The organism is Paraburkholderia fungorum (assembly GCF_046027215.1).
In the GTDB taxonomy this organism is placed as follows: Bacteria; Pseudomonadota; Gammaproteobacteria; order Burkholderiales; family Burkholderiaceae; genus Paraburkholderia; species Paraburkholderia fungorum_D.
This window is the reverse complement of sequence record NZ_JAQQEN010000001.1, coordinates 3,745,333-3,760,745: the sequence shown is the minus strand read 5'-3', so window position 1 is coordinate 3,760,745 and position 15,413 is coordinate 3,745,333. Positions and strand designations below refer to the sequence as shown.

The 15,413-nt window shown below is 62.6% G+C and carries 13 protein-coding genes; 6 read left to right on the top strand and 7 right to left on the bottom strand.

The genetic code is table 11. From position 1 onward, the window contains the following. Nucleotides 1-49: 49 nt before the first annotated feature. The 4 genes from coaBC to PQR27_RS16760 form a co-directional block, all read right to left on the bottom strand. On the bottom strand, nt 50-1,264 hold the full coding sequence (gene coaBC / locus PQR27_RS16775; RefSeq protein ID WP_408524696.1) for a bifunctional phosphopantothenoylcysteine decarboxylase/phosphopantothenate--cysteine ligase CoaBC: 1,215 nt from the start codon (nt 1,262-1,264) through the stop codon (nt 50-52). Between the two features lie 94 nt (nt 1,265-1,358). Continuing rightward, nucleotides 1,359-1,865, bottom strand: coding sequence for a signal peptidase II (gene lspA / locus PQR27_RS16770; protein ID WP_408524695.1), 507 nt, complete (start codon nt 1,863-1,865; stop codon nt 1,359-1,361). Further along, entirely contained in the window at nt 1,865-4,702 is a 2,838-nt protein-coding gene (ileS, locus tag PQR27_RS16765; protein ID WP_408524694.1) for an isoleucine--tRNA ligase, read from the bottom strand. Before ileS ends, lspA begins: the two co-directional genes overlap by 1 nt. Before the next feature lie 170 nt (nt 4,703-4,872). Then, nucleotides 4,873-5,868: a bifunctional riboflavin kinase/FAD synthetase gene (locus tag PQR27_RS16760; RefSeq protein WP_408524693.1), complete on the bottom strand. Its 996-nt coding sequence runs from the start codon at nt 5,866-5,868 to the stop codon at nt 4,873-4,875. A gap of 118 nt (nt 5,869-5,986) precedes the next feature. Here PQR27_RS16760 and purN point away from each other — a divergent pair, with 118 nt between their 5' ends. From purN to nadC, 6 genes are all read left to right on the top strand, one after another. Then, a complete protein-coding gene (gene purN / locus PQR27_RS16755) occupies nt 5,987-6,640 on the top strand; it encodes a phosphoribosylglycinamide formyltransferase (RefSeq protein ID WP_408524692.1) in 654 nt (217 codons plus the stop codon). Then, on the top strand, nt 6,637-7,896 hold the full coding sequence (locus PQR27_RS16750) for an RsmB/NOP family class I SAM-dependent RNA methyltransferase (protein WP_408524691.1): 1,260 nt from the start codon (nt 6,637-6,639) through the stop codon (nt 7,894-7,896). Before purN ends, PQR27_RS16750 begins: the two co-directional genes overlap by 4 nt. Before the next feature lie 73 nt (nt 7,897-7,969). Further along, complete coding sequence (locus tag PQR27_RS16745; protein ID WP_408524690.1) at nt 7,970-9,325, top strand: mechanosensitive ion channel family protein; 1,356 nt, start codon at nt 7,970-7,972, stop codon at nt 9,323-9,325. Between the two features lie 202 nt (nt 9,326-9,527). After that, complete coding sequence (locus PQR27_RS16740) at nt 9,528-10,724, top strand: DesA family fatty acid desaturase (protein ID WP_408524689.1); 1,197 nt, start codon at nt 9,528-9,530, stop codon at nt 10,722-10,724. 130 nt (nt 10,725-10,854) lie between these two features. Beyond that, nucleotides 10,855-11,994: a quinolinate synthase NadA gene (gene nadA, locus PQR27_RS16735; protein WP_408524688.1), complete on the top strand. Its 1,140-nt coding sequence runs from the start codon at nt 10,855-10,857 to the stop codon at nt 11,992-11,994. After that, entirely contained in the window at nt 11,994-12,905 is a 912-nt protein-coding gene (gene nadC / locus PQR27_RS16730) for a carboxylating nicotinate-nucleotide diphosphorylase (RefSeq protein WP_408524687.1), read from the top strand. Before nadA ends, nadC begins: the two co-directional genes overlap by 1 nt. Nucleotides 12,906-13,000: 95 nt before the next feature. Here nadC and nadB read toward each other — a convergent pair whose 3' ends face one another. The 3 genes from nadB to rpmB all read right to left on the bottom strand — a co-directional run bounded on the left by nadB (nt 13,001) and on the right by rpmB (nt 15,254). Further along, complete coding sequence (nadB, locus tag PQR27_RS16725; protein WP_408525508.1) at nt 13,001-14,599, bottom strand: L-aspartate oxidase; 1,599 nt, start codon at nt 14,597-14,599, stop codon at nt 13,001-13,003. 243 nt (nt 14,600-14,842) lie between these two features. Continuing rightward, nucleotides 14,843-15,010, bottom strand: coding sequence for a 50S ribosomal protein L33 (gene rpmG, locus PQR27_RS16720; RefSeq protein WP_007180630.1), 168 nt, complete (start codon nt 15,008-15,010; stop codon nt 14,843-14,845). Between the two features lie 10 nt (nt 15,011-15,020). Then, entirely contained in the window at nt 15,021-15,254 is a 234-nt protein-coding gene (gene rpmB, locus PQR27_RS16715; RefSeq protein ID WP_007180631.1) for a 50S ribosomal protein L28, read from the bottom strand. Nucleotides 15,255-15,413: the final 159 nt, after the last annotated feature.

The following is a 15,413-nucleotide window of genomic DNA, read 5'->3' as shown; positions in this document are numbered from 1 at the left end:
GCGGCTGAACTGTTCGCAGTGGCTTTGGTAATCGCCACCGCGAGCGGCCTCAGCGAATCAGACTCGTGTCAGGCAGACGCTTGGCGATCTCGGCGATCAAGGCGCGCGCGAGCGTCTGCTTGTCGGCGCGCGGCAGCTTCGTGGCGCCGCCTGCTTCGAAAAGGATCACTTCGTTATCGTCGAGCCCGAAGGTCAGCGGACCGAGATTACCGATCAGCAGCGGCACATTCTTGCGCACGCGCTTGTCTTCGCCATGCGCTTCAAGATCGCCGCTCTCCGCCGCGAAACCGACCGCGAAGGGTGGATGCGGCAGCCTGGCCACCGAAGCCAGAATGTCCGGATTTTCGACGAAGGTAAAGCTGGGCATTGCCCGCTCGGCGGTCTTCTTGATCTTGTGTTCGCTGGCACGATCGACACGCCAGTCGGCGACCGCGGCCACGCCGATGAAGATGTCGCAGTCGGCAACTGAACGCATCACCGCATCATGCATTTGCTGCGCGGTCTGCACGTCTTCGCGGAACACGCCCCACGGCGTGTCCAGCGACACCGGACCGGCCACCAGGTGCACCTCGGCGCCGGCCTGTTGCGCGGCGCGTGCCAACGCAAAACCCATTTTGCCGCTGGAACGGTTGGTAATGCCGCGCACCGGATCGAGCGGCTCGAAGGTCGGGCCGGCGGTCAGTAGCAGGCGCCGCCCCGCCAGGATCTTGGGCGAGAAGAACGACGCGATTGCTTCGTATGTGGCGGTTGCTTCGAGCATGCGCCCGTCGCCGATTTCGCCGCACGCCTGCGGACCCGAATCGGGCCCGAGCACTTCAATACCGTCCGCGCGCAATTGCGTGACGTTGCGCTGCGTTGCGGGGTTTTGCCACATCTGCCGGTTCATCGCCGGCACGACGAGCAGCGGGCAATCACGGGCAACGCACAGCGTCGACAGTAGATCGTTGGCCATGCCGTGCGCGAGTTTGGCGAGGAAATCGGTTGAGGCGGGCGCGATCACGATCGCGTCGGCTTCACGCGACAGATCGATGTGCGCCATGTTGTTCGGAATACGCCCGTCCCACTGGCTCGTGTAGACGGGGCGGCCGGACAGCGCCTGCATCGTGACGGGGGTGATGAACTGCGTGGCCGCTTCGGTCATGACGACCTGCACGGTCGCGCCGGCCTTGGTCAACAGACGCGTGAGTTCGGCGATCTTGTAGCAGGCAATGCCGCCCGTCATGCCGAGGACGAGGTGTTTTCCTGCGAGTTCTGCGGTTGCCAACGAAAGCCTCCGACAAAGCGTGGTGGCGGGCAGGCGGTGCATCGCACCGCGGCCCGCCTTCAAACCGGACCTGAACGGCCTTAGGCCTTAAGCGTTAGCGTGTGCCGCGCACGCGCCGCAACTCGTCGAGCACGAGCAGGATCGCGCCGATGGTGATTGCGCTGTCGGCGAGGTTGAACGCCGGCCAGTGCCATGTACGCACGTGAAAGTCGAGAAAGTCGATCACGTGGCCGTACGCCAGCCGGTCGATCACATTGCCGAGCGCCCCGCCGAGAATCAGCGAGAGCGCCGTGCAGAACATTTTTTGTCCACCGTGACGCTTCAACAGGTAGCAGATCACCAGCGCCGCCACCACGCCGAGCGCGGTGAACGCCCAGCGCTGCCAGCCGCCCGCCATCGCGAGGAAGCTGAAGGCCGCGCCAGGGTTGTACACGAGGATCAGGTTGAAGAACGACGTGACCTCATGTGCGACACCGTAGGCAAACACTTTCTGGACCGCAATCTTGCTCAGCTGATCGAACAGGATCACGATCAGCGCGACGCCGAGCCACGGTGCCAGGGAACTGCTTCCAGTTGACGATTTCGACATGGTTTTCGCCATTATGCCGCGCTCCTCGCTTCACCGTTGCCGAACAGATTGCTGAAGCAGCGGCCGCACAGGGTGGGGTGTTCGGCGTTCGCGCCGACGTCCGCGCGGTAGTGCCAGCAGCGTTCGCACTTCAGATACTTCGAGGCGATCACTTCGACGCCTTCTTCCGCTTCGCTGTCGACCTTCACGACGTTCGCCGCCGAGGTGATCAGCACGAATTTCAGATCGTCGGCGAGGCTCGTGAGCGCGTCGTAGCGGGCGCCACTCGCGCGGATGTCGACTTCCGCCTGCAGCGACGAACCGATCAGGTTCGCCACGCGCGCTTCTTCCAGCGCCTTCGTCACGTCGCTGCGCGCGGCGCGCAGCAGGGTCCATTTGTCGAGCAGGATGCCGGCATCCGGCACCTGCGGAAACGCGTGATAGGTCTCGGTGAAGATGGTTTCGTTGTTCGGCTGGAACACCTTCCACGCTTCTTCCGCGGTGAACGACAGGAACGGCGCGATCAGACGCAGCAGACCCTGCGCGATGTGATACAGCGCGGTTTGTGCCGAACGCCGCGCGACGGAGTCTGCCGCAGTGGTGTACAGGCGGTCTTTCAGCACGTCCAGATAGAAGCCGCCGAGGTCTTCCGAGCAGAACGTCTGCAGTTTGGCGACCACCGGGTGGAACTCGTATTTGTCGTAATGCGAGAGGATGTCGTTTTGCAGATTCGCCGACAGCGCCACCGCATAACAATCGATCTCGAGCCAGTCTTCAACCGGACGGGCGTTCTTCTCGAAGTCGAAGTCGGACAGGTTGGCGAGCAGGAAGCGCAGCGTGTTGCGGATCCGGCGATAGCCTTCCGTCACGCGCTTCAGGATTTCCTCGGAGATCGCCAGTTCGCCCGAGTAGTCGGTCGAAGCGATCCACAAACGGATGATTTCCGCGCCGAGGCGATTCGCTACTTCATGCGGGTCGATCCCGTTGCCGAGCGACTTGCTCATCTTGCGGCCTTCACCGTCGACGGTGAAGCCGTGCGTGAGCAGCGCGTTGTACGGCGGGCGGCCGTCGAGCATCGACGCCGTCAGCAACGATGAATGGAACCAGCCGCGGTGCTGGTCCGAGCCTTCCAGATATAGATCCGCCGGAAATTGCAGTTCGTCTTTGTGCGAGCCGCGCAGCACGTGCCAATGCGTGGTGCCCGAATCGAACCAGACGTCGAGCGTGTCGCGGTTCTTCTCGTACATGTTGGCGTCGTCGCCGAGCAACTCACGTGGGTCGAGCGTTTGCCACGCTTCGATGCCGGCCTTCTCGACGCGTTGCGCGACTTCTTCGAGCAATTCCAGCGTGCGCGGATGCAGCTCGCCGGTTTCCTTGTGCACGAAGAACGCCATCGGCACGCCCCATTGACGCTGACGCGACAGCGTCCAGTCCGGACGGTTGGCGATCATGCTGAACAGACGCTGCTTGCCCCACGACGGATAAAACGCCGTGTTCTCGATACCTTCGAGCGCGGTTTCGCGCAGCGTCTTGTCGGTGTCGTTCGGCTTCACGTCCATGCCGGCGAACCATTGCGAGGTCGCGCGGTAGATGATCGGCGTTTTGTGGCGCCAGCAGTGCATGTAGCTGTGCGTGTACTTTTCCGTGCGCAGCAGCGAACCGGCTGCCTGCAATGCTTCGACGATCTGCGGATTGGCGGCCCAGATCGACAGGCCGCCGAACAGCGCGAGCGATTCGATGTAACGGCCGTCGCCCATCACCGGATTGATGATGTCCGAATCCGCCATGCCGTGCGCCTTGCAGGACACGAAGTCTTCCACGCCGTATGCCGGCGACGAGTGCACGACACCCGTACCCGTTTCGGTCGTGACGTAGTCGCCGAGATAAACCGGCGCCGTGCGCTTGTAGCTCGGATGCGCGGAGGCGAGCGGATGATTGAAGCGCAGGTTGACGAGCTTCGCGCCCGGCGTGGTCGCGATGACCGTGCCTTCCAGGTCGTACAGTTTCAGGCACGCTTCAACGCGCTCTTCCGCGAGGATCAGCAGACCGCGCGGCGTATCGACCAGCGCGTAGACAATTTCCGGATGCAGGTTCAGCGCCTGGTTGGCGGGGATGGTCCACGGCGTGGTGGTCCAGATGACGATACCGCCTTCATTGCGCGGCAGCGCGTTCAGGCCGAAGGCCTGCGCGGTCTTGTCCGGCTCGGCGAAGCTGAACAGCACGTCGATAGTCGGATCGGTCTTGTCCTTGTATTCGACTTCTGCTTCGGCCAGCGCCGAGCCGCAGTCGAAACACCAGTTGACCGGCTTCAGGCCGCGGAACACGTAGCCCTTTTCCATGATCTTCGCGAGCGCGCGGATTTCGCCGGCTTCGTTCGTGAAGTTCATGGTCCTGTACGGGTTGTCCCAGTCGCCGAGCACGCCCAGACGGCGGAAGCCGACCTTCTGCTTCTCGATCTGTTCGGTCGCGTAGGTGCGCGCCTTCTGCATCACTTCAGCGGCCGGCAGCGACTTACCGAACTGTTTTTCGATCTGGATTTCGATCGGCATGCCGTGGCAATCCCAGCCCGGCACGTAGACCGCGTCGAAGCCCGCCAGATTGCGCGCCTTGACGATCATGTCCTTGAGGATCTTGTTCACCGCGTGACCGAGGTGGATGTCGCCGTTCGCATACGGCGGGCCATCGTGCAGGATGAACTTCTTACGGCCTTTACTGGCAGCGCGGATCGTCTCGTAGACCTTGCGTTCCTGCCATTCCTTGACCCATTGCGGCTCGCGCTTGGGCAGGTCGCCACGCATGGGGAACGGCGTGTCGAGCAGGTTGACCGGATAGCGTGACTGCGGTTTCGAATCGGCTTTCTTGTTGCTCATGATGAGGTCGCGGTGAATTCTTTCTAAGCGCAGCGAGGCTGCGGTATGCGCATGATGCGCGAGGGCGTGGGGCGCGCCCGGCAGGCATGTCGCGTGATCCACGGACGCCCTTCGATGCGCGCGGCGGTGGGTACATGCGGCACTCGGCGCGCGCACACGTACCGAGGCGGCTATCTAATTCGGTCGGTGGCCGAGGTGGCGAAACCGGTGGAGCGGCTGCCCGGCGTGCCGGCGCCGACGGCCGCGAACCACGCGCGCGCATTGGCGACGTCGCGCGCGATGGCGGCGGTCAGCGTTTCGAGGTCGACGTACTTTTCCTCGTCACGCAGCTTTTTCAGGAATTCGACGCGCACGAGTTTGCCATACGCGTCGCCGTGCCAGTCGAGCAGGTGCACTTCGAGCAGCACGCGGCCGGAATCGTCGACAGTGGGGCGCAGGCCGAGGCTTGCGACGCCAGGCAGCGGTTCGTCGGTCACGCCATGCACGCGCACGACGAAAATACCCGCGAGCGCCGGCCGCTTGTGCGCGATCGGCAGATTGAGCGTGGGGAAACCGAGATCGCGGCCGAGCTTCATGCCATGCACGACGTGGCCGCTGATCAGGTAATCGCGGCCCAGCGCGGCACGCGCCGAGTCGAGATCGCCCGCCACCAGCGCCGCGCGTACGCCCGAGCTGGAAATGCGCGCGCCGGACGGACCGGCGACGGTGGCCATCTGCTCGACTTCGAAACCGTGCTCCTGCCCCGCGGCCTGCAGCGAGGCGAAATCGCCGGCGCGCTTTGCGCCGTAGCGGAAGTCGTCGCCGATCATCACCCAGCGCGCATGCAGCCCGTTCACAATGATCCGTTCGACAAACGTATCCGGCGACTGGCTCGCGAAGGTGTGATTGAAATGCTCGACCACCACGCGGTCGACGCCGTTGGTGCGCAGTGCCTCGAGCTTGTCGCGCAGCATCGCGATACGCGGCGGTGCGCCAGCCGGGTTGAAGAACTCGCGCGGATGCGGCTCGAAGGTCATCACGCAGACGGGCAGGCCGCGTGCATCGGCCGCGGCCCGGACGTGGGCGAGCAAAGCCTGATGGCCGCGGTGGACACCGTCGAAGTTGCCGATGGTCAGTGCGCAGGGCGCACGGCTTTCGGCATTGGGAAGACCGCGGAAGACTCTCACGATAGCGGGTTAGAGGTAGGGCGGCCAAAGTGCCGCAAAACAAACGATTATAAACGCTCGGCGCACGAGACGGCGGCGCGTCGCGGTTTCGGTGTCCCCCGAATGATAAAATCCGCGGATGAAAAAACTCGTCATCCTGATTTCCGGACGGGGAAGCAACATGGAAGCCATTGTTCGCGCCTGTTCGAGCGAAGGCTGGCCGGCGCAGGTCGCCGCCGTGATTGCCAACCGTCCTGACGCCGCGGGCCTTGCGTTCGCGGCGTCGCACGGCATTGCCACGACGGTGGTCGACCACCGCCAGTTTCCCGATCGCGACAGCTTCGACGCCGCGCTGGCACGTGAAATCGACGGTTTCGCGCCCGATCTGGTCGCACTCGCCGGCTTCATGCGGGTGCTCACGCCCGGTTTCGTCGACCACTACACCGGGCGCATGCTGAATGTGCACCCCTCGCTGCTGCCGAGCTTTCCCGGGCTCAAAACCCATCAACAGGCGCTCGACGCCGGCGTGCGGCTGCACGGCGCGTCGGTGCATTTTGTCACGTCGCAGCTGGATCACGGGCCGATCGTCGCGCAAGCGGCCGTGCCGGTGGAACACGGCGACACGCCCGCCATGCTCGCCGAGCGCGTGCTGGCAACCGAACACATCATTTATCCACGCGCGGTGCGCTGGTTCGTCGAGGGGCGTATTGCTCTGGACGGCCTGCGTGTCACGCTTACGCCGCCGGAGCCGCAATGGCTCTTTGCCGGTCACACCGCCGGAGAGGGCGCATGAGATTGCATGGTTTTCTGATTGGACAAACTGAGACTTTGCTGGCTGAAGTCCTGAAACTCACCGGCCCGGCCGATGCCACCACCAGCCGGTTCTTCCGCGCCCATCCGAAGCTCGGGCACGGCGAGCGCGGCGTGATCGCCGAGGCGGTCTTCGCGGTACTGCGCCGGCGGATGGAATTCGCCCATCTGGCCGAAAGCGGCGCGGGCAGCCCGGCGCGTCGCATGGCCTTGCTGGGTCTGATGCAGACGGCGGGCCGCACGGCCCTCAAGCCGTTTGTGTCGGACGCCGAATCGCACTGGCTCGAACACGTCGCGAAGATCGACCCTGAGAGCCTGCCGCTGCGAATTCGCCTGAACCTGCCCGATTGGATCTATCAGGCGCTCTCCAAGCGTTTTGAACCCGAGGAGCTGGCGCAACTGGCCGCCGCGCTGAACTACCCGGCGCCGCTGGACCTGCGCGCGAACCCGATCAAGGCGAGCCGCGACGACGTGCTGAACGCGCTCTCGAAAGCCGGTATCGAGGGCGGCGCCACGCCGTTCGCGCCGTTCGGCGTGCGGGTGGTCGGCAAGCCGCCGCTCACCAAGCTCGACGCGTTCCAGAACGGCTGGGTGGAAGTCCAGGACGAGGGCAGCCAGTTGCTGTGCTCGCTGGTCGCCCCCAAGCGCGGCGAGATGATCGTCGACTTCTGCGCTGGCGCGGGCGGCAAGACACTGGCGCTGGGCGCGGCGATGCGCTCCACCGGTCGGCTGTACGCGTTCGACATTTCCGAGCGGCGGCTGGCCAAGCTCAAGCCACGTCTGGCGCGCAGTGGCCTGTCGAATGTGAATCCGGTGCTGATCGACAGCGAACACGACGCCAAGATCAAGCGTCTGGCCGGCAAGATCGACCGCGTGCTGGTCGACGCGCCGTGCAGCGGCCTGGGTACGCTGCGCCGTAACCCGGACCTGAAGTGGCGCCAGTCGCCGGACTCGGTCGCCGAACTGGCGCCGAAGCAGGCGTCGATTCTGGCGAGCGCCGCGCGTCTGGTGAAGAAGGGCGGCCGTCTGGTCTACGCCACCTGCTCGATTCTGGAGGCTGAAAACGAGGTGGTCGTGCAGCAGTTCCTCGCCGACCATCCGGATTTCGCGCTGGTCCCGGCGCGCGACGTGCTCGCCGAGCAGCGCATCGATATGGAAATGGGCGATTACCTTTCATTGTGGCCGCACCGCCACGCCACCGACGGCTTCTTCGCCGCCGTGCTGGAACGCCAGAGCTAAGCTCCATGGGCTATTTTCCGGCGCGCCGAGGTGCTCTCCCTGAGCGCGGCGCGCCGGCGATTTCGGCGACATCATGCAAAACCGTATTTTTCCTCATATGTTCGGCGACCTTGCGCGCGACTTCGGCCAGCCTGTGATGCTGTGGCAGGTCGGCGTGCTGCTCGGCACGCTGCTGCTCGCGTGGCTGCTCGCGCGGGTATTGCGCCGCGCGCTCGATCTGCGGCGTCAGACCCGTTATCAGACGCTGCGCTTCGGCGCGGAGAGCCTGAACCGCGCGTTTTTTCCGCTGATCGGCGCTGCCCTCGTCTGGCTTGCGCAGGCGATCACCGGCCCGTTCATGCACACCGCGCTGCTCGATCTGGCGCTGGTGCCGCTGTTCGGTATCGGCCTGATTTACATCGTGTTTTTCTTCGCGCGGCGGGTTTTCAGTCAGGACGGCGCGAATCATCCGTGGCTGTTCCTCGTCGAGAAAATCGTTTCGCTGGTCGTCTGGATCGGCATGGTGCTCACGGTGATGGGCATCCAGGACGACGTGATCGCCTGGATGGGCAGCGTGCGCTTCCGGGTCGCGAATGCGCACATGACGCTGCTTTCGCTCACCACGGGGCTCCTGTGGGTGTGCGTGACGATGATCGTCGCGATGTGGCTCGGCTCCACGTTCGAAGACCGGCTGATGCGCTCGAAGACGCTCGACGCCAACCTGAAAGTGGTGGTGGCGCGGGTCGGCCGTGCGGCCTTTGTGCTGGCGGCGGTGCTGATCAGCCTGTCGCTGGTCGGTATCGATATTACGGTGCTGGGCGTGTTCGGCGGCGCGCTGGGCGTGGGGCTTGGGTTTGGGCTGCAGAAGATCGCCAGCAATTACGTCTCGGGCTTCATCATCCTGATCGACCGTTCGCTGCGCATTGGCGACACGATCAACGTTAGCGGCCTGCAAGGCGTGGTCACGCAGATTCGCACGCGTTATACGGTGGTGCGCGGGCTGGACGGCATCGAAACGCTGATTCCGAACGAAAAACTGATTACGGACGTAGTGCAGAATCAGTCGTCGTATCTGACGCGCGGCCATGCGAAGGTGGCCGTACAGGTCGCCTATACGTCCGACGTCGAGCAGGCGATGGTGCTGCTTGTGCAGGCGGCGCAAGGCGTGCCGCGCGTGCTGCAGGAGCCGGCTCCCACCGCCTATCTGGCGAGCTTTGGCTCGGACGGCGTCAATCTGGAACTGGGCTTCTGGATCGAGGACGCGGCGACCGGCACCTCCGGCGTGCGCTCGAGCGTCAACCGCAATATCTGGCGCCTTTTTTCAGAACACGACATTTCGATTCCGTTCGCGCAACGCGAAGTGCGCATCGTCGGTAACGCGAGCGAATTGATGCCGCGCCCGGTAACAATGACCGCCCCGGCGGCCAATCAGGCGGACAAAGCCCTCTGACGGCCCTCCGGACACGCCGGCGGGTCAAAAAAGGACCTCCGGCGCGTTCCATCCGGTTGATGCCGCACAAAAAAATCCTATTTGTTACAAACACTTGGAACGCTTCAAGTAGAATATCGTCCAATCCCGCTGTATGCTTTCACTTTCTTGACACGCGTATTTTGCGGGTGTCGCGTGACTCTCGTTCCACAGGTAAATTGCCTTGTTGAATTCCTTGCTCGATTTCCTTGCCCACGGCCTGCTCCACTTCTCGTGGCTGCAACTTGTGCTGTACACGCTGATCGCGACGCACATCACGATTATTGGCGTGACGGTCTATCTGCATCGCTGCCAGGCGCACCGCGCGCTGGAGCTGCATCCGGTCGTCAGTCATTTTTTCCGTTTCTGGTTGTGGATGACCACCGGCATGCTGACCGGCCAGTGGGCTGCGATTCACCGTAAGCACCACGCCAAGTGCGAAACGGAAGAAGATCCGCACAGCCCGCAAACGCGCGGCATCTGGAAGGTGCTGCTCGAAGGCGCGGAACTGTATCGCACTGAAGCGAAGAACGAAGAAACCATGCGCAAGTTCAGTCACGGCACGCCGAATGACTGGATGGAACGCAACGTCTACACCAAGTACCCGATTCTCGGCGTGAGCCTGATGATGGTGCTGAACGTCGCGCTGTTCGGCGTCGTCGGCCTGACGATCTGGGCCGTGCAGATGATCTGGATTCCGTTCTGGGCGGCTGGCGTGGTGAACGGCCTCGCGCACTGGTGGGGCTACCGCAACTTCAACTCGTCGGATGCCAGCACCAACATCTTCCCATGGGGCATCATCATCGGCGGTGAAGAGCTGCATAACAATCACCACACGTACGCGACGTCGGCCAAGCTGTCGAACAAGTGGTACGAGTTCGATATCGGCTGGATGTATATCCGAATCATGTCGGCGTTTCGTCTGGCCAAGGTGAAGAAGGTCGCGCCTACGCCGCGCCTGACCACCGGCAAGCTCGTGCTCGATCAGGACACACTACAGGCCGTGCTGGCCAATCGCTACGAAGTGATGGCGCGTTACGGCAAGGCGCTCAAGCGTGCGTACCGTCAGGAACTGGCACATCTGAAGGAAGTCGGCGCGCGTGAAAAGTATCAGGTCATGCGTGGTGCGCGTAGCTGGTTCCACAAGGAAGAAGCAGGCCTCGACGAGCCGCAGAAGCGTCAGTTGCCGCAAATTTTCGCGAACAGCCAGAAGCTCAAGACCTACATCGACATGCGCAACGAACTCGCTGCCATGTGGGAGCGCTCCAATGCCTCGCGCGACCAACTGCTGATCCAGTTGCAAGACTGGTGTCATCGTGCGGAGCAGAGCGGTATCAAAGCACTGCAAGAGTTCGCGATGCGTCTGCGTCGTTATGCTTGATCGCGAAATCCATTAAAATTTCGTTACGTCACAAAACCCCGCGTTGGCGGGGTTTTGCTTTTTGGGCCACGGAAACTGCAACGACACACGATTGACAGTCCGCGGCGGCAGAGCGAAGGCAGAGGAGATCATGGATCAGCAGGCGATCAGGACCGTCGAATACGACCGGCCACAGGCGCAGGGCACTACCTGTGGGATCGGGCAGGCGTGGGCGAAGGTGCCCGAGGTACCGTCGGCGGAAGAAAAGGTAGCGCTGAAGGCGCGCATCCGCGCGTTGCTCGAGCGCGAGAAGGCCGTGCTCGTTGCGCACTACTATGTCGACGCAGAATTGCAGGAGCTCGCCGACGAAACCGGTGGTTGCGTCGCCGATTCGCTGGAAATGGCGCGCTTCGGCCGGGACCACGCGGCGCAAACGCTGGTTGTCGCGGGTGTTCGCTTCATGGGCGAGACCGCGAAAATCCTCAGCCCGGACAAGCGCATTCTGATGCCTGATCTCGACGCGACCTGCTCGCTCGACCTTGGCTGTCCGGTGGATGAATTTTCAGCCTTCTGCGACGCTCATCCGGATCGCACAGTGGTGGTGTACGCGAACACCAGTGCGGCCGTCAAGGCGCGCGCGGACTGGATGGTGACGTCGTCGATCGGGCTGGAAATCGTGGCAGATCTGCACGCGCGTGGCGAGAAGATCATTTGGGCGCCGGATCGGCACCTCGGCAGTTATATTCAGAACAAGACCGGCGCGGACATGCTGCTGTGGCAGGGCTCGTGCCTCGTGCACGACGAGTTTAAAGGCGTCGAACTCGATCTGCTGCGCGCTGAATATCCGGGCGCGAAGGTGCTGGTGCATCCCGAGTCGCCCGCTAATGTGGTTGCTCTAGCCGACGTGGTGGGTTCGACAACCCAGCTTATCGACGCTGCGCAGAAGCTCGATGCGACGCATTTCATTGTGGCAACCGATCTCGGCATTCTGCATAAGATGCAGCTCGCCGCGCCAGGCAAGACGTTGATCGCCGCGCCTACAGCCGGCAACAGCGCCACTTGCAAGAGCTGCGCGCATTGTCCGTGGATGGCGATGAATGGCCTCGCCAATCTCGCCGATGTTCTGGAGCGCGGTCACAACGAAATCTTCGTTGATCGTGCGATCGGCGAGCGCGCGCGTCTGCCGATCGACCGGATGCTCGACTTTGCGGCACGCCACAAGAAGCGCGTGCAGGCGAGCGGCGATCTCGCACGCGACATGCAACTGTATTCGAACGTAGGGGCGGCGTAATGGGGGCGGCTGAAGGGGCAGTTGAGCGCAATCAGGTCGAGGCGGTGTCGCCGCTGTTCGCGGAGATTCACGCGCAGTACGGCGCGGCATTCGACGCCGCGCTGGCGCGCAATGTCACCGACGCGCTCGCCGAAGATGTCGGCGCGGGCGATCTGACAGGTCGCCTCGTTCCGGCAGACGACGTGCGTAATGCGCGCATCATCGTGCGCGAAGAGGCGGTGTTGTGCGGCGTGCTCTGGTTTAACGCGGTGATGCGCCAGGTCGATCCGCGCATCGAAGTGCGGTGGCGGTATCGCGAAGGTGACCGCATGACGGCTGACACGCCCGTCTGTGAGATGCGCGGTCCGGCTCGCAGTTTGTTGACCGCCGAGCGTAACGCGCTCAACTTCCTGCAACTGCTCTCGGGTATGGCAAGCGCCACACGTCGCTATGTCGACGCGATTGCACACACGAAAACCCGCATCCTCGACACGCGTAAGACCTTGCCGGGTTTGCGGCTCGCGCAGAAGTACGCGGTACGTGTTGGCGGCGGCGCGAATCAGCGGCTTGCCTTGTATGACGGGATTCTCATCAAGGAAAACCACATTGCGGCGGCCGGCGGCGTTGGCGCGGCAATGGATGCGGCGTTGGCGCTGAATGCAGGCGTGTCGATCCAGATCGAAGTAGAGACACTGGAGCAGCTCGAAACCGCCTTGGCGCATCGTGCGCAATCCATTCTGCTCGACAACTTCTCGTTCGATGCAATGCGCGAAGCGGTGCGGATGACAGCCGGGCGTGCGGTGCTGGAGGTGTCCGGCGGCGTCAACTTCGACACCGTGCGCACGATTGCGGAAACCGGCGTCGATCGGGTGTCGATTGGTGCCTTGACCAAAGACGTGCGCGCAACGGATTACTCGATGCGTATCGTCTGAGCAAGCGTACAAGCGCTGCGGCAAAGTATGAAAAAAGGCCATCGCCGGTTTGATTCCGGCGATGGCCTTTTCGCTTCATCGGCTCGCGAAAAACCTCACACGTTGCGGTTGCGCACGTATTCCGGCGAGAGTACCGAGGGCAGCGCTTTGGGCAGCGTGGCCGGCCAGTCGCGGCTGAAATGCAGGCCGCGACTTTCACGCCGCGAGCGCGCGCCTTCGACAATCAGCGACCCCACGTCGACCAGATTGCGCAGTTCAAGCAAATCGCGGCTCACCTTGAAGTTCGCGTAATACTCGTGAATCTCGTCGCGCAGCAGGGCAAGGCGATGTTTGGCGCGTGCAAGCCGCTTATCGGTACGCACGATGCCGACGTAGTTCCACATCAGCCGGCGCAGCTCGTCCCAGTTGTGTGCGACCACCACTTCTTCGTCCGGATCGGACACGCGGCTTTCGTCCCAGTCGGGCAAGGGTGCGTGGACGGCGGCGCTGAAGCCTTCTTCCTCGATGGCTTGCGCCGCCGAGCGCCCGATCACGAGGCACTCGAGCAACGAGTTACTGGCAAGGCGGTTCGCGCCGTGCAGGCCCGTGCATGACGTTTCACCCACTGCATAAAGTCCGGCGAGATCGGTGCGGCCCGCCAGATCGGTGACGACACCGCCGCAGGTGTAGTGCGCGGCCGGCACAACCGGAATCGGCTCTTTGGTAATGTCGATACCGAATTCGAGGCAGCGGGCGAGAATGGTCGGGAAGTGTTCGCGCAGGAATTCTGCCGGCTGATGGCTGATGTCCAGATAGACGCAATCGATGCCGCGTTTCTTGATCTCGAAGTCGATTGCGCGCGCCACGATGTCACGCGGGGCGAGTTCGGCGCGTTCGTCGTGGTTCGGCATGAAACGCGTACCGTCCGGCAGTTTCAGAATGCCGCCTTCGCCGCGCACCGCTTCGGAAATCAGGAACGACTTTGCGTATGGGTGGAACAGGCAAGTTGGGTGGAACTGGATGAACTCCATGTTGGACACGCGGCAACCCGCGCGCCACGCCATCGCGATGCCGTCGCCGGTCGCGGTATCCGGATTGGTGGTGTACAGATAGACCTTGCCGGCACCACCGGTGGCGAGCACGGTGTGCGGTGCCTCAATCGTCACAGTGCGTCCGCTCTGCAGATCGAGCGCGTACAGGCCATGGCAACGGCGGCCGGGCAGGCCGAGGCGGTCGGACGTGATCAGATCGATCGCGTAGTGATCTTCGAGCAGGGTAATGTTCGGATGCCGGCGCACGCGCTCGCTCAGCGTGGCGACGACGGCGTGGCCGGTCGCGTCCGCAGCGTGAATGATCCGGCGGTGACTATGACCGCCTTCGCGTGTCAGATGGAAGCCGAGTTCGGCCGCATCGTCTTTGGTGAACGGCACGCCTTGCTCGATCAGCCACTCGATTGCTGCACGCCCATGTTCGACGATGAAGCGGGTCGCGGCTTCGTCGCATAGGCCGCCGCCGGCTACCAATGTATCGCTCACGTGATTTTCGATGCTGTCGGCTGAATCCAGCACCGCGGCGATGCCGCCTTGCGCCCAGTCGCTTGCGCCTTCAGTCATCGACCGTTTGGCGACCACCGCCACCCGCCGCGTCTCCGCGAGATTGAGCGCCACGCTCAAGCCAGCCAGACCGCTACCGACAATCGCCACATCGAATTCCATCGCCTGCATCTCCGTATTTTGTTTTGCCATGACAGCGCGCAAGTTGCCGCTCGCTGCTAGAACGAGAAAGGATACGCGCCGCGACGGATGAGGGAAAGCTGGCCGAATGGGATAAGCCTTTTCCCGATCGGAAAAGAGCATATAAAGAGAGGCGCGGAGAGGCTGCGTTGAAAACAAAAAAGCCTCGCACGAATGCGAGGCTTTTTTGCATGTCTTTTGCCTTCGTCAGGCAGGAGCCAAGATTTATTTAATCTTGGTTTCCTTGTACTCAACGTGCTTACGGACGACCGGATCAAATTTCTTGATCAGCATCTTTTCCGGCATGTTGCGTTTGTTCTTCGTCGTCGTATAGAAGTGACCCGTACCTGCGGTCGATTCCAACTTGATCTTGTCGCGTGCGCCTTTCGCCATGATTTACTCCTTAGGCTTCACCGCGTGCGCGCAGATCTGCGAGCACAGCGTCGATACCGTTCTTGTCGATCAGGCGCAGGCCGGCGTTCGAAACGCGCAGACGCACCCAACGGTTTTCGCTTTCCACCCAAATACGGCGGTTTTGCAGGTTCGGCAGGAACCGGCGCTTGGTTTTGTTGTTCGCGTGGGAAACGTTGTTGCCGCTCATCGGCGCTTTCCCAGTTACTTGGCATACGCGTGCCATGAGAGCACTCCTAATACGCTAATTCTGAGTTCGAACGCCGTGAAAGTTTCCCGAAAAGAGCCGCGCTGAGAGTTATTGAAACTCGAGGCACGTTTCCTTTCCGGAACGCCTTGGTGGCTTCGGAACAGGGGGTTGGAAATAGGCAAACCGGAATTCTAG

What these genes read in the sequence shown, in the direction of transcription:
- lspA (WP_408524695.1), bottom strand. Translation starts at nt 1,865, where the DNA reads ATGGCGAAAACCATGTCGAAATCGTCAACTGGAAGCAGTTCCCTGGCA.
- ileS (WP_408524694.1), bottom strand. Translation starts at nt 4,702, where the DNA reads ATGAGCAACAAGAAAGCCGATTCGAAACCGCAGTCACGCTATCCGGTC.
- purN (WP_408524692.1), top strand. Translation starts at nt 5,987, where the DNA reads ATGAAAAAACTCGTCATCCTGATTTCCGGACGGGGAAGCAACATGGAA.
- PQR27_RS16750 (WP_408524691.1), top strand. Translation starts at nt 6,637, where the DNA reads ATGAGATTGCATGGTTTTCTGATTGGACAAACTGAGACTTTGCTGGCT.
- PQR27_RS16745 (WP_408524690.1), top strand. Translation starts at nt 7,970, where the DNA reads ATGCAAAACCGTATTTTTCCTCATATGTTCGGCGACCTTGCGCGCGAC.
- nadA (WP_408524688.1), top strand. Translation starts at nt 10,855, where the DNA reads ATGGATCAGCAGGCGATCAGGACCGTCGAATACGACCGGCCACAGGCG.
- nadC (WP_408524687.1), top strand. Translation starts at nt 11,994, where the DNA reads ATGGGGGCGGCTGAAGGGGCAGTTGAGCGCAATCAGGTCGAGGCGGTG.
- nadB (WP_408525508.1), bottom strand. Translation starts at nt 14,599, where the DNA reads ATGGAATTCGATGTGGCGATTGTCGGTAGCGGTCTGGCTGGCTTGAGC.
- rpmG (WP_007180630.1), bottom strand. Translation starts at nt 15,010, where the DNA reads ATGGCGAAAGGCGCACGCGACAAGATCAAGTTGGAATCGACCGCAGGT.
- rpmB (WP_007180631.1), bottom strand. Translation starts at nt 15,254, where the DNA reads ATGGCACGCGTATGCCAAGTAACTGGGAAAGCGCCGATGAGCGGCAAC.